The 20,196-nt window shown below is 41.2% G+C and carries 16 protein-coding genes; 6 read left to right on the plus strand and 10 right to left on the minus strand.

Going from position 1 to position 20,196, the window contains the following annotated elements; translation table 11 throughout:
• Positions 1 to 844 (minus strand): leucine-rich repeat domain-containing protein (locus tag V7K44_RS30710; RefSeq protein ID WP_334937479.1); only part of this gene is annotated, 844 nt, incomplete at its 3' end.
• 218 nt (positions 845 to 1,062) lie between these two features.
• On the opposite strand from V7K44_RS30710, the gene V7K44_RS30715 reads away from it, so the two are divergent.
• Positions 1,063 to 1,590: a hypothetical protein gene (locus V7K44_RS30715; RefSeq protein WP_334937481.1), complete on the plus strand. Its 528-nt coding sequence runs from the start codon at positions 1,063 to 1,065 to the stop codon at positions 1,588 to 1,590.
• Between the two features lie 327 nt (positions 1,591 to 1,917).
• Here the strand turns inward: V7K44_RS30715 and V7K44_RS30720 are convergent, their stop codons facing one another.
• Positions 1,918 to 2,283, minus strand: a complete 366-nt coding sequence (locus tag V7K44_RS30720) for a hypothetical protein (protein ID WP_334937483.1) — start codon at positions 2,281 to 2,283, stop codon at positions 1,918 to 1,920.
• Positions 2,284 to 2,529: 246 nt separating this feature from the next.
• A complete protein-coding gene (locus V7K44_RS30725) occupies positions 2,530 to 3,027 on the minus strand; it encodes a DUF6174 domain-containing protein (protein WP_334937485.1) in 498 nt (165 codons plus the stop codon).
• A 321-nt stretch (positions 3,028 to 3,348) separates the two neighbouring features.
• Between V7K44_RS30725 and V7K44_RS30730 the strand changes: the two genes are divergently transcribed.
• Both V7K44_RS30730 and V7K44_RS30735 read left to right on the plus strand, forming a co-directional pair.
• On the plus strand, positions 3,349 to 4,701 hold the full coding sequence (locus V7K44_RS30730) for an MATE family efflux transporter (protein ID WP_334937487.1): 1,353 nt from the start codon (positions 3,349 to 3,351) through the stop codon (positions 4,699 to 4,701).
• 95 nt (positions 4,702 to 4,796) lie between these two features.
• Positions 4,797 to 5,990, plus strand: coding sequence for an MFS transporter (locus tag V7K44_RS30735; RefSeq protein WP_334937489.1), 1,194 nt, complete (start codon positions 4,797 to 4,799; stop codon positions 5,988 to 5,990).
• 145 nt (positions 5,991 to 6,135) lie between these two features.
• Here the strand turns inward: V7K44_RS30735 and V7K44_RS30740 are convergent, their stop codons facing one another.
• Positions 6,136 to 7,476, minus strand: coding sequence for an IS4 family transposase (locus V7K44_RS30740; protein ID WP_334937491.1), 1,341 nt, complete (start codon positions 7,474 to 7,476; stop codon positions 6,136 to 6,138).
• Positions 7,477 to 7,676: 200 nt separating this feature from the next.
• On the minus strand, positions 7,677 to 8,159 hold the full coding sequence (locus tag V7K44_RS30745) for a hypothetical protein (protein WP_334937493.1): 483 nt from the start codon (positions 8,157 to 8,159) through the stop codon (positions 7,677 to 7,679).
• Between the two features lie 951 nt (positions 8,160 to 9,110).
• On the opposite strand from V7K44_RS30745, the gene V7K44_RS30750 reads away from it, so the two are divergent.
• From V7K44_RS30750 to V7K44_RS30760, 3 genes are all read left to right on the plus strand, one after another.
• Complete coding sequence (locus V7K44_RS30750) at positions 9,111 to 11,240, plus strand: hypothetical protein (protein ID WP_334937495.1); 2,130 nt, start codon at positions 9,111 to 9,113, stop codon at positions 11,238 to 11,240.
• A gap of 128 nt (positions 11,241 to 11,368) precedes the next feature.
• Positions 11,369 to 11,557: a DUF4089 domain-containing protein gene (locus V7K44_RS30755; RefSeq protein WP_334937497.1), complete on the plus strand. Its 189-nt coding sequence runs from the start codon at positions 11,369 to 11,371 to the stop codon at positions 11,555 to 11,557.
• 99 nt (positions 11,558 to 11,656) lie between these two features.
• A complete protein-coding gene (locus tag V7K44_RS30760) occupies positions 11,657 to 13,060 on the plus strand; it encodes an AtzE family amidohydrolase (protein WP_334937499.1) in 1,404 nt (467 codons plus the stop codon).
• Here the strand turns inward: V7K44_RS30760 and V7K44_RS30765 are convergent.
• The 5 genes from V7K44_RS30765 to V7K44_RS30785 all read right to left on the minus strand — a co-directional run bounded on the left by V7K44_RS30765 (position 13,052) and on the right by V7K44_RS30785 (position 19,723).
• Positions 13,052 to 14,170, minus strand: a complete 1,119-nt coding sequence (locus V7K44_RS30765; RefSeq protein WP_334937501.1) for an ABC transporter permease — start codon at positions 14,168 to 14,170, stop codon at positions 13,052 to 13,054. The two genes, V7K44_RS30760 and V7K44_RS30765, sit on opposite strands and share 9 nt — an antisense overlap.
• 289 nt (positions 14,171 to 14,459) lie before the next feature.
• A complete protein-coding gene (locus tag V7K44_RS30770; RefSeq protein ID WP_334937503.1) occupies positions 14,460 to 15,566 on the minus strand; it encodes an ABC transporter permease in 1,107 nt (368 codons plus the stop codon).
• Positions 15,567 to 15,589: 23 nt separating this feature from the next.
• Positions 15,590 to 17,596 (minus strand): ATP-binding cassette domain-containing protein, encoded by a 2,007-nt coding sequence (locus V7K44_RS30775; protein ID WP_334937505.1) that lies wholly within the window; start codon positions 17,594 to 17,596, stop codon positions 15,590 to 15,592.
• A 6-nt stretch (positions 17,597 to 17,602) separates the two neighbouring features.
• Complete coding sequence (locus V7K44_RS30780; RefSeq protein WP_334937507.1) at positions 17,603 to 18,967, minus strand: HlyD family secretion protein; 1,365 nt, start codon at positions 18,965 to 18,967, stop codon at positions 17,603 to 17,605.
• Positions 18,968 to 19,084: 117 nt separating this feature from the next.
• Complete coding sequence (locus V7K44_RS30785; RefSeq protein WP_334937509.1) at positions 19,085 to 19,723, minus strand: hypothetical protein; 639 nt, start codon at positions 19,721 to 19,723, stop codon at positions 19,085 to 19,087.
• Positions 19,724 to 20,196: the final 473 nt, after the last annotated feature.

The raw sequence follows: 20,196 nt of genomic DNA on the forward strand, positions 1-20,196 counted from the left end.
CCTCTGGAATCTGGGTTATTTGGTTGTTATAGAGGATAAGCTGCGTCAGATTGGTTAATTTAGCGATCGCCTCTGGAATCTGGGTTATTTGGTTGCTATTGAGGTGAAGCTGCGTCAGATTGGTTAATTTAGCGATCGTCTCTGGAATCTGAGTTATTTGGTTGCCATCGAGGTGAAGCTGCGTCAGATTGGTTAATTTAGCGATCGCCTCTGGAATCTGAGTTATTTGGTTGTTACTGAGGTGAAGCTGCGTCAGATTGGTTAATTTAGCGATCGCCTCTGGAATCTGGGTTATTTTGTTGTTATAGAGGATAAGCTCCCTCAGATTGGTTAATTTAGCGATCGCCTCTGGAATCTGGGTTATTTGGTTGTTATAGAGGATAAGCTGCGTCAGATTGGTTAATTTAGCGATCGCCTCTGGAATCTGGGTTATTTGGTTGTTATAGAGGATAAGCTGCGTCAGATTGGTTAATTTAGCGATCGCATCAGGTATTTCAGTTAACTCTACTCGAATTAAGATAAGTTCCTCTAAATGTAATATTTGCGTTACTACATCGGGAATGCTCTCTAAAGGATTGCCACTAATATCCAACTTACGCAAATTAGGCAAATCCAATAGTTCGAGTGGAAACGTTTTTAAATTGTTGCCTGAAACCTTTTCGAGATAGCGGTTTCCTACGTATTCATAACCTTCAACCTTCTTTCCCAAAATTAAAGACTCAAGCTGCTGCAACTTACCAATTTCCACAGGTAACTCAGTCAACTCCTGTCCCGACAAGTCTAACTCTTGCCAACCCTCAGCCACGGCGCGATCTATCAGTACCAACAACTCATCCTGCGTCATAATTCCAAGGAGAAGGGTAAAAGGAAAGAAGATTGATAATAGATGATCTTAACTGATTAGGGAAAAATGCTAGACCATGATTTTTTGGCGAGTAACAAAACGTTCTAGATCCCCCTAAATCCCCCTTAAAAAGGGGGACTTTGATTCCGGTAAATCCCCAAAGGGGGACTTTGATTCCGGTTCCCCCTTTTTTAAGGGGGGCTAGGGGGGATCAGTTAGTGCCTAACATCACAGCCAACCACTTTTCAAACAACCTCTTACACAGGTTTAGCGTAGGCGTAGCCCGTCGGAGACATCGCGCCTTGAGATGTAGCGATCGCACATATCTAAATTTGGTTTCTAGCTATCTCTGTATACTTGCGATCAATTTTTGGCATTGTTTACAAAGTTGCAATCATGGCAATGCCTACGATGGTAACAGAGCTTTGTCGTACCACTTGCCTACGGCACACTGCGCGCTGCGTTTCGTAAAGAAGTGCTGGCTCTACGCATTTGTTGATTTAGCGTTCGCATTTGCTGATTTAGCGTTCGCATTTGCTGATTTAGCGTTCGCATTTGCTGATTTGGCGTTCGCATTTGCTGATTTGGCGTTCGCATTTGCTGATTTGGCGTTCGCATTTGCTGATTTGGCGTTCGCGTTTGCTGATTTAGCGATCGCATTTGCTGATTTGGCGATCGCATTTGTTGATTTGGCGATCGCATTTGTTGATTTGGCGATCGCATTTGCTGATTTGGCGTGGATATAACGCACCTTACTGGCGGTGATTTATCGCATCTGATAGAACAACATTGACCATGAGTTTATTAACACCATAGATATTCCGCCAACTCGTGATATCATGCCCGCATAATTAGTTATGCTAACCACAGTCAATACACCCCACCCCCAGCCCCTCCCCGCTCTTCGGGAGGGGAGACAAAGCGTAGCTTTGACGGGGGTGGGGTTCTTCGAGTTTAATAAGTAATCAAGCGGACTTGATATGAGATAATTCAAAACCGGGTAAAGTCTTTGGGTTTTGCATTAGGATTTACGCATAAAGATTCTTTAGAAAAATTGACTGTAAAGTTTACTATTAACGCTGCCAATCATACATTAATCGTCCATGACGATCGCGCACAAGTTCCCATTCTCCATGACGATATCCTTGTCCGTGATAACGTATAGAGCGATAGTGTCGTCTATAATAATGTCGTCGATTCCGCTGGCGTTGATAATAATATCTTCCAGTTCGTTGCCGTCTATGATAACGTCGTCGAGTCCGTCGGTGAGCTAACAAAAACTCTTCACTTTGCTCTCCAACTAATTTTGTTTGTGCGTCAATACTCTGCTCATTGAGAACATGATTGAGAGTGTTTTCTTTAGCTTCAACCAAAGTAGGTGGATAAATGAAGGCTAATAACAGGAACGCAATTGAGGATAGCTTTTTGAAACGGTTCACGTCTTGGCTTTTCCTAAACTATTAGTAATCATTTTATTTAATACTTAAGTTTAGTAATTATATAGTTCAAAATTCACAAACTTGAGGAACGCAAATGTAATTGAAAGTACATATAGCAGTTCCCATTCCGGCAAGGTGTAGGGGTACGTCGCGTCAACGAGAACTGCTATATATTAAATGTGAAGATACTTAATATGCTGAATCAATTAATCACTGCTGTAGCAAAAAATGCTTCCCTAGCCATAGTTAATTAGTTTTTTGCAGATTGCTAATTGTCAAAAATATTTCATCATCAGCGATCTGGCTATTATAATCAATGTTAATTTGAGTTGGATAACCAAGTATTGGATCGTATTGTACAGTCAAGTTTGCTGCTTTACGAATCAGCGCATCCCTGATAATATCAAATAGTTTAGGAATTGTATTATATTGTTTAAACAATTCTGCATCAGCTGGCTGTTGAGTTGCTTTAGAAGTAATAGAACTTGTGACTCGATTACGTACTTTAATAATCACTGGTTCTGTAGCTTTAGGTAAACAATAGCAACTTCTAGTGAATTCATAGCGATAGTTAGAGATTTTTTGCCGTCTCCATAATTGGTAATTAATCTTAAATTGTTCCAAAGCTAAACTATTAGGCGCGGGCGTTTTGGCTACCTGTATAGCAGGAGGTTGAGATATTACAGGTGCACTAAAACCTAAAGATGCCAATAAAATAGCACTAATTGCAATTGGTAAGCGCATATAAATCCATTCTTAACTGCAACTGTTTACTTTAACGTAGCTTCAAGATGATTGCCAAAACATTGAAATTATTTGTGACACTCAAAGCTGGCATGGGGATTTTCTAGCTTTATCCTACAAAAGATAGGTGTCGTGTTAGTTTTACCTGGTTACAATTCATCTCCTGTTAAGTCTTTCCTGCGGAACGCTGCACTAACGACTGTGACGGGAATCCTCTGACTCCATTAAGATAGATTCAAGTTCCCAGGAGCAATATCTCCTGAACATGGGTTTGGATTTTGGAAAAACCCTTTGTTCTTCACATCGGGTTATCAGCTGTATATGTTTTCTGAAGTTAAAAAATGTCTCATGTTAGCCGTACCTTTGGCAGCAGCACAACTGGCTCAATCTGCAACTGGTTTTGTCGATACGGTAATGATGGGCTGGTTGGGAAGTCAAACCATTGCATCTGGAGGTTTGGGAACTGTTATCTTTACTTTTTCTCTGTTGATTTTTGCTGGTATCGTTTCTGCTGTCAGTCCCTTAGCTGCCCAAGCATACGGAGCCGGAAATAGAGAAAAAGTTGGCACAATTGTCCGGCTTGGACTAGGAATATCTCTGCTGTTAGGAATACCAATTACATTGCTGCTTTACAATGGAGGTGCTTTACTACTTTTACTAGGACAGGATGCTAAGACAGTAGCACTAGCAGAGATTTATTTAAAGGCGATCGCACTGGGTTTTATTCCTGCTTTGGGCTTTGCAGTACTTAAAAGCTTTCTTTCTGCTCTGTTGCAACCGCAATTAGTGATAGTGACTGTGGTTTTGGGTACTCTGTTCAACATCATAGCTAACTATGTGCTGATGTTTGGCAAACTGGGATTCCCCGCGCTGGGTTTAGCTGGTATCGGTTGGGCAAGCACGCTTTCACTTTGGAGTATGTTTGTGGCTTTGGCAGTTTATATATTTAATCAGCCTCGCTTTACAGTTTACGGTATTTTTCGACCTTCGTCTCACGAAGCCTTTCCTTTAGAACATCGCCGGATCGTTGGTGAGATTTTTCAGGTTGGATTGCCCATCGGGGGTCTAATTATGGTCGAAGCCGGACTGTTCACTGTTGTGACTTTGTTGATTGGACAATTGGGAACAAATGCCTTGGCTGCCCATCAAATTGCTTTACAAACAATTTCGATGTCATTCCAGATGGCACTAGGCATTTCTCTAGCGACAACAGTTCGTGTTGGACAGTTAGCCGGACAGAATGACCTAGTTGGCACTCGTCTAGCTGGATATGTAGGCATTGCCATTGCAGCTTTAGCTATGGGTATAGTAGGCATTGCATTTTGGCTAGTACCAAAGTCGATTATTTCTCTTTATATTGACATCAACAATCAGAACAATGCAGATGTGGTTGCCCTCGCGGTGAAATTGCTAGCAGTCGCGGCAATTTTTCAAATAGTTGACGGCGTGCAAGTTACTGCCGCAGGAGCATTACGCGGACTCAAAGACACTAAAATCCCGATGTTGATTGGCATTTTTGCTTATTGGTGTGTTGGTTTATTCACTGGTTATACATTTGGGATCTCGTTGGGGTCTGGGGCTATTGGTCTTTGGTGGGGATTGGCTATTGGTTTAGCGATGGCTGCAATAATTCTAACTTGGCGGTTTAGCACTAGGAAAACTAATAACTATTGAAGAAGAATTCAGGAGTCAGAATTCTGTTTTGATAAATACAGATGAAGCTAAATAGAAAAGCCCTCAAGCAACTAAATTATAGTGACTTAGGTTGAATGGAAAAACAAATCTCAGGTAACGGATTAACTAAATTTCAAGTACTGATTATGGCGATCGCATCTGGTGTGTGTGTTGCTAACGTTTATTATAATCAGCCAATTCTCAAAGATATTGCATCTTCTTTTCAAGTTAGTGAAAGTGAAGCGGGTAGCATATCTGTGCTTTCGCAAGTTGGTTACGGTTTTGGGCTTTTCTTTCTAATCCCCTTGGGCGATAAAATCAACAAAAAAACATTAATTCTTTCCTTACTTCTATGTTTGTTTTGTTTGTTGATAGCCATGACGTTTTCACAAAATATCGTCCAGGTTTGGATCTTGAGCGTAGCAATTGGAATTACAACAGTTTCCGCTCAGGTTATTCTTCCCTTAGCAGCAAGTATAGATAGAGTAACTACAGGGCAAACTGTAGGCAGTATTTTTACTGGTATATTGATTGGAATTTTAGGAGCAAGGGTTTTTAGTGGATATATTGCTGAATCCTTTGGTTGGCGTTATGTGTATGGATTTTCAGGAGTAATGATTTTAATTGTTACTGTCTTGCTCAAGATTTACTTGCCTAATGTAAATAATGAATATAGTGGTGATTATTTTGATTTACTAAAATCAACGCTTCAACAATTAAAAAGTTTTTCCTTATTGAGAGAAACATCTTTAATTGGGGGATTAATGTTTGGTGTCTTTTGCTCCTTTTGGACAACCTTGACTTTCCATTTAAGCGGAGCGCCTTTTAACTTTAAATCTGACATAATTGGGATGTATGGCTTTGTGGCGATCGCAGGTGCATTAATGGCACCAATTTTTGGTAAATTAGCCGATAGAGGTAATTCCCAGCGTTCCTTAACTATTTCTGTATCTCTGGTAATTGCAAGTTTAGTAATTGCTAAAATTGCTTCTAATTCAGCGTTAGCGATCGCTGTTGCTGTATTGTTACTAGATGTAGGCGTACAGGCAATTCAAGTCACCAATGTCGCCAGGATATACACTCTTGATGCTCAATCAAACAGTCGCATCAACACAGTTTACATGACTACTTATTTTATCGGTGGTGCTGTAGGTACTAGCATTGGTCTATTATGCTGGGATCTTGGTGGCTGGAATTTGGTGACTTGGCAGATGTTAGTTTTTACTTTGCTTACATTTATTGTTATAGTCAGACCCAAAATCACTACGGCAAGCAGAAATAATAAATAATCATGGCGATGCCATAACATCTGCGATTCAACACTAACATTTCATCTTTAGGGAGTTGCATATTTGCGGGATGATTTTACTATTTTTGTGGGATGGGCAACATGAGCGTCCCTTGTATTTCCGGGCGGGCATCTTGCCATTGGTGTCAAGTTAAGGCATCAGCCCAAGTGTCAAGCGAGGTTGCGGCATTGCGTCGGTGTCGCTGACGCACTGCTTTTACCAAACCCATAGAGCGGTGATGCTCAACTAACCAAGGAATAAGTTGAAGTTGTGAGTTTTGCAAGAGTGCGCGATGGAAAAAATATAAACTGCGGAAAACCATTTCCACGGAAATTCGCTCTATTGGTTGTTGCAAAGCGACAGCGACATCAGCACATAAATCATTGAGAACAGCATAAAAAATCCATGTAGCATAAACTTGCATCTGTACACCATTATTGCCACCAACCCAGAGATAGGACAAACCCAACAATCTTTTTGTGAGTAAAAATGCATCTTCGATTTGCCAACGTCGGCGATACAACTCACAAACTGATTGTGGTGAAAGTTGTTGTGGGTCAAGGACATTGGTTAAGTAATGATACCAAGTCTTTCCCCAGAGTACAGATACTTGTCGCATGGGGTAGCGACAAGGATCAGTATGGTGAAGACCCATTTGAATGATTTCGTCTTTGTAATGAGAACCACTAGAAAGTACGCGCACAACTTGATAGCGCACCTTGGCTTTTTGTCTGGTTAAAACATATTTTCCTTGCTGTGTTAGGGTATCAAACCACTCAAATCCATAGAAGCCCATATCTGTTATCAGTAAACCGCCCACTGGTAAGCGTACTTGTAGTTCTTGCCACCACTTGGTTTCGTTACGTTTGGCATCGCCATCGAAAAACGCTGCCACCGGGCGATGGCTGAATGCTTCCACCACCATCAACATCTTCCCACCCAACACTGCGTTTGTTTTTTCTTGGAGTTGTCCTAAATGTTTTTTGACTGCTTCTAGAGTTGATGCATCCGCTATCCATACTGCACTGAACTCTTCAACCACCGATGACCACCGGGGGTCAACTTCTGTACGTTTTTTCTTGGCTGCTAGGCGCTCTATTACTTGCTCAAACAGTCCAACAAACAGCTTCGCTGGCAAGCTCTCAAGGCGTTGAGATAGCGCTTGCCGACTCACAGACATTGCCTCTACCCACAATAATCCTTCAACTTCTAGGCAGCGCAGCACATCTGTTAAATAATTTATTTGTCGATACACCAAACTCAGCACTATTGCTGCCATCACTGGTAGCGTTAGTACCCGCGATGCCAAAGGCGGGCTGCGCCTACGCAAATTCCGCTGTTTGTCTTTTACATCTTTGAGATTGGCAAATATCCCTGGAGTTACTAGTTCAATCAATCGTGATTCTATCTCTTGAGTTGTTGGGGCTGGGCAACTTACCCGATGTCGAAAATCTGGATTCCCTTGTTTTTTACGTGGCTTACTCATGGCTCAAATCAACACCCTTGTGTTGAGTTTAGCCATTAACTTTTACCCACTTGACAAGTCTCCTTTTTTCTTAACTTGACACTAATGGCAGGATGCCCACCCCACAAGAATCATCCCTTAATTCAGCAACGCCATCTTTAGATTGCTGCGTACCCTTGTTTTATCTTCACCACTTTACAGTGTCAAGAAAGGTTGTGATTTTAGTCTACATAATCTGTTGGTATTTCCGAATCAACAGTGTTATTTGAAGCTATTGGGCGGTTACCATCTATCTCTAGGGTATCCTGAACTTGAAAATTACTCTTGGCGATCGGACGTTGACCATCTATGTCAAGAATTTCCTCAACTTCTAAATCACTAGGGTCAATTGGACGCTTACCATCTACAGTTAGCATATCATGTTCTTCAAAATTACTCTTAGCGATCGGGCGTTGACCATCTATATCAATTGTTTGATCGCTATAATTTTTATCTTTTACAATTGGGCGCTGACCATCTATATCAATTGTTTCCTTAATCTCAATGTTACTTGGATCAACTGGACGTTGACCATCTATATTAATTGTTTTAGTTAACTGTTTGGGTTCGTTAGATAATGAATTTATATTAGTCTCATCCTCTTTTTTGTCCCGAGTTAAATTAAAATTATTTTTGTTACTCTCAAGTTTCTTTTTGTCATCCATGTTTTTTATTGTTCTTCTAGACTATTTATCTGCTACCATTTTAAAATTGTTTATCTCTTTAGCTAAAGAGACTCAATTTAAGTAAATAGCAGAAAAATTTGTTTATCTACTAAGATACTGAAGTAGAATCGAAAAATCCTCTACCACAGCACAGAATATATCTCTGACTTTAGAGAGATTTTTCATCTTTCAAAAAATACTTAATTAAATTGTTGGAGGAATGTGAGATTTTCTAAGGCACCTAAATCCGGTGATAGCGATAGGGGCGCAAGGCTTTGCGCCCCTACGACAGGTATAGTTCAAATACATGAAAACTACTGTAAAACTGGTGGGAGTGATTGATTTTGCCTGGTGAGTAAAATGATTTTTCTTCTCACGCAGAGATGCAGTTTGCCGTTAGGCGTTTCTATAGGATAACGTGCAGAATCTGAGATCGAGAGATTGAATTTTCTTCATATTCAGCAACTTACGGCTATTCAATACACCTCTTGCACGAATGTTGAATATTCTGAATAGATAACTGGCAGGAGTCATCTTTTAGGGTCTTTTTTATACCTTTACGCGAACTTCTAAATATTTTTATGCAAGTCGTCTAACTTCATTTTCATCCCAAATTAATGTCGGTGCTGCAACAACCAAGGAAACTTATTCTTGTACGTGTAAAAAACAGGTTTTAGTATTTTTTATGCTAGTAAGTAGCAGTAAAAACCTTTGTACTTAATTTTTTTAGTCTTAAGTAGTTATAACAAATTATACATAAATTTCACAAAAATGTTGACAAAGTATTTTTATTTTGCCAAAACATTTATATCAACAATCAGCTATTAGCAATCATTATGTCCTTTTCTAACTAAAAGGAGAATGCACACCGCATTTTTACTTAATTTTATACTGCTTAGTCTTATTTGCTAAGTATTATCTCTGTCTTCATACCTTTACAAATGAGACTATATGAGCATTCGCTTGTTCCATATTCCTTTAAGGAAAATAATCCGCTTTTCTATGCTCGCTCTAGCTACGACTGTAGCACTTACAACCGTTGAACCTAGTCGCAGTAGTACTACATCTGGGTATCAATGGAATCAAGTCTCTATAGGAGGAGGAGGCTATGTTACCAATATTTATCTGCATCCTTTAGAGAAGAATTTAGCCTACATTAGAACCGATATAGGTGGCTTCTATCGTTGGAATTCGCTAGAGAAGAGATGGATTCCATTAATAGATCACTTTGAGTCTGATAAAAGTAACTACTATGGCGGAGAAGGATTAGCGCTTGACCCTAGCAATCCAAATGTTGTCTATATCGCAGCAGGAAAATATACTAAGGCTGGCTTAGGAACAATCTTCAAATCGACCAATAAAGGTCAAACGTGGAACAAACTGAATATAGATTTGCCAATGGGTGGCAACGAAACTAAGCGATGGACGGGAGAAAGGCTGGGAGTTAATCCATTTAATACTAATATCATCTTCTTTGGTTCACGTTTGGATGGGCTATGGAAGTCGGTAAATGCTGGTCAAACATGGAAGAAAGTAAGTTCTTTCTCTGGAAAACCCAATGCATCCATTGGTATTACAGGAATTTTGTTTAGCAAAAAGAATTCTGGCTTGGTTTATGCAAATGCCTATGGAGACGGGATATATAAGTCTACCGATACAGGTGTTACCTGGAACAGAATAGCCGGAAGCCCATCAAAAGCAAATCGAATGGCGCTTAATAGCAATGGAGTACTGTATGTAACGCACACTTCAGGAGTTAGCAAATATACAAATGGAGCTTGGAGCAATATTACGCCAACTAACATCAAAACTATTTCATTTAATGGGCTTTCTGTAGATCCCAATAACTCTAATCACGTTTTAGTTACTTATGACCAATACCATGAAAGTACTAATTACTCTAGAGTCTTTCAATCTACCGATGGTGGCGCTACATGGCAACAGAAAAGCCATTCATTGAATCCTCAAGTACCTTGGTGGCCAAACTGGTATTTTGCTTCTGCGGCCTCAGCGATTGAATTTGACCCAAATATTACTGGCAAAGTTTGGTTAACAGACTGGTTCGGAACCTGGCAGACAGACAATATCAATGCTAACAAGCCTACCTGGTCTAACTATGAAAAAGGACATGAGGAAACAGTTGCTTTTGAACTCATCTCACCTCCAAAAGGCTCACTATTATTAAGCGGTGTGGCTGATGTAGAAGGCTTTAATCATGGCCAGAAATTAGATACTTACCCATCTACTCAATTGGGTGGTACTAACGGCCCTTGGTATCAAGAAACATACAGCATTGCCTACAGTGAAAAAGATCCCTTACGCATGGTGCGCGTTGGCGGACATCGAGGGTTCAATACTTTTACAGGAGGAACTTCCACAGATGGCGGACATACCTGGAAAAACTTTTCCTCCTTTCCGCAGAACACTATGCCACTACGGATAGCTATGTCTGCAAGTAATCCAAATTTGTTTGTAGCGATCGCCAGCGAGAAACAACCTATACGTACAACTAACGGTGGAGCTTCTTGGAGTGGAGTATCAGGTTTACCCAACGGGCCCAAGGGGCCGTGGTACTGGGGTCAACCATTGGCATCAGACAAAGTAAATGGCAATATTTTTTACTACTACAACGGTGGCAAAGTCTACCGCAGTAAGGATGGAGCTGCATACTTCAGTGTTGTCAACTCAACACTTCCTAGCGAAGATTGGTCTATGCTCAAAACAGTTCCGGGGGTGAGTAACGAAGTTTGGATCAGTCTCAATTCCAATGGGCTTTATCGTTCAACAAACGGTGGTACGAAGTTTGCCAAAATAGCTGGTGTGGAGAAAGCTTATTTATTTGCCTTTGGCAAACCACAAACAGGAAGTACAATTCCAGCACTATATTTATATGGCAAAATCATTGGTATGGGAGGAGGAATTTTCCGTTCTTTGGATCGAGGGCAAACATGGACAAATATCTCTAATCCTCTACATCCCATCGGCAATGTCCCGAACGTGATGGAAGCTAGCAGACAGCAATTTGGGCTAGTCTTCATTGGCACCGACGGTAAAGGAATCTACTATGGAAAACCAAATTAATATAGAGACGTTGCATTCCCTACAAAATTGTATGTCACTACCTGGGTATCGCTGTTGTCGCAAGAAGTTATAAATTTAAGATAAGGTAGAGGCTTTGGCTTGCCGCAGGCTACCGCAAAGGAAGAGAGATGAGAAGAGAAGAGTTTGATGTGGGTGAGTATGTCGATCTGATGGGGTTGTTGTTGGATTTAGAGATCGGAGATGAGTATCGTGATGGTGTGGTGGCAAATTTTGAGAGAATTATAGCGATCGCTAATCTGGTAAATTCTTTCCCTTTACCAGAGGAAATTGAAGTTGCACCAGTTTTTGAACCATAATTGCTTCAATAATAGCTATCTTGATGTTTAGTAAAGCAAAAACTATTGCTGACTGCTATTACTCAAAAAGCTAAACGCGCTATCTCTTAATATTTCAGCATGAATTTTGATTCAGCCGATGCCATAACAATATCAACTGCTGTACGCGAAGGTAAAGTTAGCGCAGTGGAAGTTACGAAAGCTGCGTTAGCACGAATAGCAACGCGAAATCATCTATTCAACTGTTTTACGACTATAACTGCTGAGACAGCTTTAACAGATGCAGCACTGATTGACAGGGAAATTGCCCAAGGTAATAATCCTGGAGTGCTTGCTGGTGTACCTTTTGCAGTGAAAAATCTCTTTGATATCGCTGGTTTTACGACTCTAGCGGGATCGAAAATAAATGCAGAAAACCCAGCAGCTAGCCAAGATGCAACAGGAGTAATGAAGTTGAAACAAGCGGGTGCTGTGCTGATTGGCGCTTTGAATATGGATGAGTATGCTTATGGTTTTGTAACAGAAAACTCCCATTACGGTGCTACTCACAACCCCCATGATTTACAGCGAGTTGCTGGTGGTTCATCGGGTGGTTCGGCGGCGGCGGTTGCGGCTGGGTTAGTACCGCTGACATTGGGTTCTGATACTAATGGTTCAATTCGAGTTCCGGCGGCGTTGTGTGGCGTTTTTGGTTTCAAGCCGACTTATGGAAGGTTATCTCGTGCTGGGGTAGCTTTATTTTCTAGCAGTTTTGACCACATTGGCCCTTTTACGCGTTCGGTGCAGGATATGGCGATGGTGTTTGATGTGCTTCAGGGAGAAGACGATCGCGATCCCATTTGTACAAAGCGTCCACCTGAATTATGTTTACCACAACTCAAACAAGATATTTCTGATATTAGAATTGCCATTGCAGCTGATTATTTTACCAAAGGTGCAGAACCGGCAGCTTTAGCAGCAGTGCAAAAAGTAGCTGATGCAATAGAAGTTACTGAATACGTAATCATACCAGAAGCAGACCGCGCCCGTGCAGCAGCCTTTGTGATTACAGCTAGCGAGGGTGCAAATCTGCATTTGGATAAGTTGCGATCGCATCCTGAAGATTTTGATCCAGCAACACGCGATCGCTTTTTGGCTGGGGCACTAATTCCTAGTAGCTGGTATCTGCAAGCACAACGGTTTAGAAAATGGTATCGCGATCGCGTTCGGGAAGTTTTTCAAAATGTCGATGTTATTCTTGCCCCAACTACACCAATTTCTGCACCATTAATTGGTCAACAAACCATGATTTTAGATGGCGAAGAAATTCTTGTCCGTCCTCATTTAGGGCTATTTACTCAGCCACTATCTTTTATTGGTTTACCAGTTTTATCAGTACCAATTCAGCGCCAAAATGCCTTACCTTTAGGTGTGCAATTAATTGCAGCACCATATAATGAAGCCTTAATTTTACGGGTTGCAGCTGCGTTAGAAGCAAAAGGTGTAGTTTCAGCACCAGTAATTTTCAGACATCCTTTAACTTAATTGATTGCGAAACTTGCTAAGACTAATAGTTAATAACACAACAGCAATACTAAGCAATGCCAGAATATGCATCCATAACACATCTAAACCAACCCCTTTAAGTAAAATTCCTCGAATAATGGCAATGTAATGACGTAAAGGATTCAGTAGAGATAGGACTTGAAACAAGGGGGGCATGGCTTCGATAGGGGCAAGTACCCCAGAAGTCTGCAATATCGGCATATTGACAAAAAATGACATCAGTACCACCTGTTGTTGCGAGCTGGAAAACATCGCCAACATAATACCTATACTGATCCCAACCAGCAGATAGATAATTGACAGCCCAAAAAATAGGAGAAAATTTCCACGCAACGGTAAACCAAAAACCAATTGTCCTAAAGTCAAAGCTAGCAGAATATCTCCCATGAGCAAAAACGCTAAAGGCAAAATTTTGGAAAGCAAAATTTCCCAGTTTGCGGCTGGTGTCATAAGTAATTGCTCCAATGTTCCGCTATCTTTCTCTCGCACAACAGCGACTGATGAAACTAGTGTTCCAACAAGCGTTAACACTAAACCCATGACTCCCGGCACAAAATACCAGCTACTTATTAGTCCTGGATTATACAAAAACACCACTTGGAGTGATACCGGAAAATTCAACTGGGTTTGCCCAAGGTTACGATTATAATTTTGAATAATCTGAGTCATGTAGCCACTAGCAATACCTGCGGCGTTTGCATCTACTCCATCAATGAATACTTGAATCTCAGCTTCTTTTGTTTCCAGCTTTCTAGGGAATTCTGGTGGAATAATCACCCCTATATTGAGTTTGCCTTCTTCTACTTGACGGCTCAAATCTTTCTCAGTTGTTGGTACAGATTCGATGGTAAAAATGCTATTAGAGGTCATTGCCTGAACAAGTTCCCGACTAGCACCTACATTCGCATAATCAATAACACCCAATTTCAAATTATGTACATCGGGATTAAGTGCAAATCCATAAAGTAATAATTGCATCGTTGGTGGTATAATCAGCAGAATAATTAACTGCTTGTCTCGCAAAATTTGGTTGATTTCTTTGCGAAGTAATGCCCAAAAAGAACTATTAAATAGTCGTGAAAAAAACATATTGGTTAGTAGCTAAAGGTTAGAGATTATATCAGCTTCGGTTAAACACTTAATAATATCAAAGTGTAACTTGTCGGTGCAACACCTTAGAAGATGTTTGAAAAGTCTTCTTGTTAGTAGCAAAACGTTCTAGATCCCCCTAAATCCCCCTTAAAAAGGGGGACTTTGATTCCGGTTCCCCCCTTTTTAAGGGGGGTTAGGGGGGATATAAAAGTGCCTCAAGTCACAACGAAACACTTTTTAAACAACCTCTTAGAATAATGAAGAATTAATAATTACAAATAACAGTTTAATAAGGCAATTGCATCCTACCTAAAGCACGACGGGTTATATCAAAAAACACCAATCCAAAAACAATCAGTACGACTAGATCAAACCAAACACCTGTCCATCCAGTACCCCTGACAAATGCATCACGAGTGATATCTATAAAATAGCGGGCGGGAACTATGTTAGGCATAAGTGACAGGGGAAAGGGAATGTTGCTAATAGGATAAATAAAACCAGATAGTAATAGAGAGGTAACAAAACCGATCACAGAGACACTTTGTACAGCGGCATTTTGGTTACTGCTTCGTACCCCAAATAGCAAACCAAACAAAACACTGTCTGTGAGAAAAAGGAGAGTTCCTATTAACAAGGTGATAGAATCGCCTACTAAGCTAACCTGGAAAATTAGCGAACCTAAACCCATGACTATGAATGCTTGAAGGATAGCTATCAGCAGGTAAGCCAGTCCTTTACCAAGTAACAGTTCAGTTGCACTAATACTAGAAGCGTAAAGTTGTAAGATAGTGCCTTTTTCCTTTTCTCTCACCATTGAGATCGCTGTCAGTAAAGACGGAAAAATCCATAAAACCACAGCGTAGACTCCTGGTACAATATACAGAGACTCTAATCTACCGGGGTTAAACCATAAACGAATTCGAGGTGTGACGCTGTTATTAAATGTTATCAGTCCTTGCTCCTGCATAAAAAAATTCGTCACTCTCTGAATACTGTTTTTTATGACACGAGCATTATTGACATCTGTAGCATCAATCAGCACTTGCACTATAGTATTTCTACCAGCTTGCACATCTCGGCTGAATTGAGGAGGGATAATGACTGCTGCCTTAGCAATGCCACGGTCGATCGCATCCCGCACTGGGTCGTTTCCCGACCATTGAGTGGGCATAAACTGATTGGTGGTGTATAGTCGCTCAATATAGCTATTGCTAATGTTTGTGCGGTTAAAATCTTGCACGATTAAGGGAATATTTTTACTTTCTAACCGGATTGCAAACCCAAAAATGAGTAACGTCATAAATGGCAGTATAAATGCCAACCCTAATGTCAGGCGATCGCGCTGAAACTGTACTAGTTCTTTGGTAAACTGAGCAAAAATCCGTTTCATAAATATAAAAAATATAAAAAATGCTAGTTTTGCGATCGCTGTACTATACCGATGAAAGCGTCTTCTAAAGAAAAAGAAATGGGGCGGACACGGGAAATGGTGATTTTAGCAGATTCTATCAGCTTTAGTAGTCGAGGAAGTTCTCGATCGGGGTCGTCAAGGACAATGTGTAAACTATCAGCAAAGATCGAGACACGCCAAGGATCGAGGTGTTGTTTGAGTAAATCGGCAGCAGCTTGGTTTTGGTTGACGATAACCTCCATAAGTTTTCCTGGTTGACTGGCTTTAATTGAACTGGAAGAACCGGAGATGACAGTTTCTCCCGCAACCATAAAACTCATGCGGTTACACTGTTCAGCTTCTTCAAGGTAGTGTGTGGTTACTAAAATAGCTGTGCCGTTGCGGGCAAAGTCATTAATCAGTTTCCAAAACTGGCGGCGTGCAAGCGGATCGACCCCTGATGTTGGCTCATCAAGGAATAAAATATCTGGTTCGTGCATTACCGAAGCACCAAAAGCAACTCGCTGCTTCCAACCACCCGGTAGCTGTCCGGTAAGCATCTTTTCCTGTCCTTCTAACCCACAGATGGCAATCACCCAATCAATTTTTTCCTGGCGCAGTTTGCGAGGTACACCATAAACACCGCAATAAAACTCCAGATTTTCCAAAATCGTTAGGTCATCGTAAAGGGTGAATTTCTGGCTCATATAGCCAATACGCCGCCGCAATTGAGTACTACGGAGGTTGCTGGTTTCGCCCCCAAGAGAAATGACACCACCACTAGCTTTAAGCAATCCACACAACATTTTGATTGTGGTGGTTTTCCCAGATCCATTAGCACCTAAGAGTCCGAAGATTTCGCCGTGGCGCACCTCAAGGTTGACGCTTTTGACTGCTTGAAAATTACCAAAAAAGCGGTTGAGGTTGTGGGCGTATATGGCAATGGATGAGGAACTAGGGTTAATTTCTCTATCGCCTTCTGTTACGGTTAACCTGTAGTTCTCCGCTTTCCATTGCTGGTTTGTTGCCTTAGCTCTCGGAAATGGAAAAAATTGCGTTGCTAACCCCTGTTGCCGTAAATGGGTAACGAAGACGTTTTCTAATGTAGGGCTACTAGACTCAATACTAAAGGATGATAATTGTTGCTGTTGCAGCAGGTCGTGCACCTGTGTACGGCCTAAAGTTATATCCTTGACAAGAACATCAAGGCGATCGCCAAATGTTTGCACATCTACAATATTTGCTTGTGCTGTCTGTAATAATACTTGCTCGCTTAATTGCAGATTTGACGTATGAACTTCTAAGCGATGTAAGCCTAAACTGGAGCGTAAAGAAGCAGGAGTACCAATTTTTTGAATTTGACCTTCATACATCAAAGCTACGCGATCGCAGCGTTCAGCTTCATCTAAGTAAGGTGTAGCAACGACAATAGTCATACCTTCCGCCGATAGTTGCGCTAGCACATCCCAAAACTCTCGCCGTGAAACCGGATCAACACCTGTGGTCGGTTCATCCAGTAACAAGACTTGGGGCTGTGAAATTAAAACACAGCAAAGCGCTAGTTTTTGTTTCATACCGCCTGAGAGTTGTCCAGCCTGCCTCTTGGCAAACTGCTCCAAGTTCATCAAGCGTAGCAAGCGATCGCGACGTATCCCAAACAAATCATCTGGCACTTGTCGCAAACCTGCTGCATAACGTAAATTTTCATTAATGTTGAGATCCAAATACAGAGAAAACTGCTGCGTTAAATACCCCGTTATTGAGCGAGCATCCCGTGCAAGCTGACCAAATATCTGCACTTCTCCTGCGGTGGGTTCCATCACGCCACCTAAAATATGAAAGGTTGTGGTTTTCCCTGCACCATCAGGGCCAATCAGCCCAAACATCTCACCCTGCTGCACTGTCAAATCAATCCCCCGCACTGCGGCTAAACGACCATAGTGCTTGTGCAAGCCTCGAATGTAGATGCTTTGAGTTGAAATTGGGGTTTGAGGTAAAATTTGAGTGCCACTTGTGACTTTGCGATCCATTGCCTATTACTCTGCACCCTTCAATAGAATTTCTGCATCAGCTGGCATCCCAATCTTGGCACAGGGTAAATCTGCACCAGTGTAGGGTTTTTTAGGATTAAAGCAACTCGCAGGGTTTGCAACACTTATGCGAATACCGACAACTTGTCTGACCCGATCCTTCTGAAAATAGATATTCTCAGGTGTAAACGAGGCTTGGGCATCGATGGCAATTACTTTACCTTTGAGGGGTTTATTAGGTGCAGAATCTAAGAAGATTTTCGCTACCTGTCCTTGGCGCACTTTGCCAATATCCCCTTCCGGGATAAAACCCCTCAAATAAATCGTATAGGGGTCGATCACCGTCAGAATGTTCGTTTGACTATCCACCACTGCACCTGGTTCGACACTGCGGGCAGTTACAACACCGTTTAGAGGACTGACAACATTTAGGTCTTTATTGGAATCTTGAATTTGGGTAATGAGTTGTTGTTTTGATGCCAACGCAACTTTGACTTTTGCCTGAGCGGATTTCACTTGCGCCCAAGCAGATTTCATTTGAGCAGATGTTTGAGCGCGCTTTCTTTTTAGGGCTTCTAACTGGGCGTTCCTAATACCGGGGTTGAAGCCGGTTGATTGGGCTTGGGTGAGCGCCGCTTGGGTAGCACTTAACTGCTCAGAAGCTGCATTGACTGCTGCCTCTCGTGCCTGTAAAGTTGCGATCGCAGTGTCGAATGTAGTTTGTGTTTGGTCAGATTGCTGTTGGGTAACTGCTCCATCATTCAGCAATTTAACATAGCGATCGCGATTTATCTTAGCTAGCTTGACTTCTGCTGCTGCCTGTTTGAGTACTGCCTGGGCTTGTACCACTTGCGCCTTAGCTGCTGCGGTGTTAGCTCGTGCTTGATTAACTTGACCGACTGTATCACCTCGCGACTGCTGTAAGTTAAGTTGTGCTTCCAGGATTTGGCTGTTGACTTCTTCTATCTCACCCTGTACCCGCTCTACATCTGAACGAGCCTGTTGTTCGTCAGATAGAGCAGACGTAACCTGTGCGTTTGCAGATTGCAGCTGTCCTTGCAGCAGTTGGTCGTTGCTGTTATCTAATTTAATTAACTTCTGACCCTTTTTAACCGCTGCCCCTTCGCGTACTGCAATCGACTCAATTCGTCCCGAATGCTTGACGCCAATTTCAGTTTCATAACCTTCAATGCGTCCACTTAACTTGAGTATGTCTGCTCTCGGTTGCGGCTGTAAGCTCCAAAATAGATAACCAATACCTGCGATCGTCACCATTGCCAACATCAAAGGAACCGCTTTGGTGCGGTGCTGCTTTGTTGGTTCTACTGGAGCAGGAAGACTTTCTGTGTATTTAGAGACAGTCTGAGCCATGCTATTACCCTTGATTACTAATTTATGGATTGGATTCCCATCTTGCAGCAAGCCTTAAACGAAAGTTTGTACTCTATATATATAAATAGATATAGATAGGCGCGAAATTATCCCTAACTAAGACAATACAATATGTGTTGTCAATAGAGCTAAGATAAACACAAAATCAACTGCCGAACCCACTAAAGAGCCAAAAATCTTTGTAGGTAAAGCATTACCAAACAACATTACCACTGTTCCCACAAACATCCAAGGCCATTGGATTTCACGCCAAATGTAGAATCCTGCCACACCAACTAATAAAGCGATGAAAATTGTCGAAATTGGCGGTTTACTGTTTTTCGGTTTATATCGCAGACTGCCAGCGACGTTTATTGGTGCTAGTTCCAAGTGTTTAAGATTAGTCACCAATCCCAATCCAATCAAACCAAATGTAATCGTCCAGCAACCAGAGAACAAAATCGGTTTACTTGCCCAGAATACACCAGCAGCACTGGCTAGTTTCACAGCCACTACCACTAACAATGGAATCAATAAATCATGTAATAAGAAGCGCAGACGATTAAGTAGTTTTAAGAAACTACCTTCATTAATCAAACGACCCAGCGAAACAATGAGATTGTCATAGGTCATTCCAGCTACCACTAACAGCAGCAACAATATGTTGGCATTGTGTGAGTGTTGCCATAAACTTATGCTCCATGTAGCTAAGACCAAATTAGCTACCGTATAGAGTGGATATAAGATAGCACCCATAATTTAATTCCTAGTATTTTTAGATAACGAAAGCTTAGAGGATGTTTGAAAAGTCATGATTGATGTATCAAATATCTTTTACCCCACCCTAATCCTTCCCGTATGTATTGGGGAGGGAACTGGATTTTTCGGTTTCCCCCCAATACATCGGGGGGATTAAGGGGGGTGATTCAAATCATAGCCAACCACTTTTCAAACAACCTCTTAGAGTACAAAGTTAACTTCTATATATTCTTATTAGGTTCAGCTAATTAACTGAAGCTTTTAAGAAATTAGGTATGAGGTAATGATTGCTTGATTAAAAAGCAATTTTTTATACTTTATCATCACTCTATTTAAAATATTGTAAAGAAATAATTAGTTTTAATTTTTAATTTTTAAATAACTCTGTAAGAAATTTATTCAAATGTTTAAATTGGCATCAAAAAATAGATTAAATACCATTGATTTAACCTTAAATTTTGAGTTTTTTA

It is taken from the genome of Nostoc sp., from assembly GCF_036917235.1.
Classification (GTDB): domain Bacteria; phylum Cyanobacteriota; class Cyanobacteriia; order Cyanobacteriales; family Nostocaceae; genus Nostoc.

Coding starts and splice junctions, on each gene's coding strand:
- V7K44_RS30785 (WP_334937509.1), bottom strand. CDS start 19,723: ATGGGTGCTATCTTATATCCACTCTATACGGTAGCTAATTTGGTCTTA.
- V7K44_RS30740 (WP_334937491.1), bottom strand. CDS start 7,476: ATGAGTAAGCCACGTAAAAAACAAGGGAATCCAGATTTTCGACATCGG.
- V7K44_RS30750 (WP_334937495.1), top strand. CDS start 9,111: ATGAGCATTCGCTTGTTCCATATTCCTTTAAGGAAAATAATCCGCTTT.
- V7K44_RS30730 (WP_334937487.1), top strand. CDS start 3,349: ATGTTTTCTGAAGTTAAAAAATGTCTCATGTTAGCCGTACCTTTGGCA.
- V7K44_RS30760 (WP_334937499.1), top strand. CDS start 11,657: ATGAATTTTGATTCAGCCGATGCCATAACAATATCAACTGCTGTACGC.
- V7K44_RS30745 (WP_334937493.1), bottom strand. CDS start 8,159: ATGGATGACAAAAAGAAACTTGAGAGTAACAAAAATAATTTTAATTTA.
- V7K44_RS30775 (WP_334937505.1), bottom strand. CDS start 17,596: ATGGATCGCAAAGTCACAAGTGGCACTCAAATTTTACCTCAAACCCCA.
- V7K44_RS30770 (WP_334937503.1), bottom strand. CDS start 15,566: ATGAAACGGATTTTTGCTCAGTTTACCAAAGAACTAGTACAGTTTCAG.
- V7K44_RS30765 (WP_334937501.1), bottom strand. CDS start 14,170: ATGTTTTTTTCACGACTATTTAATAGTTCTTTTTGGGCATTACTTCGC.
- V7K44_RS30735 (WP_334937489.1), top strand. CDS start 4,797: ATGGAAAAACAAATCTCAGGTAACGGATTAACTAAATTTCAAGTACTG.
- V7K44_RS30780 (WP_334937507.1), bottom strand. CDS start 18,967: ATGGCTCAGACTGTCTCTAAATACACAGAAAGTCTTCCTGCTCCAGTA.
- V7K44_RS30725 (WP_334937485.1), bottom strand. CDS start 3,027: ATGCGCTTACCAATTGCAATTAGTGCTATTTTATTGGCATCTTTAGGT.
- V7K44_RS30755 (WP_334937497.1), top strand. CDS start 11,369: ATGAGAAGAGAAGAGTTTGATGTGGGTGAGTATGTCGATCTGATGGGG.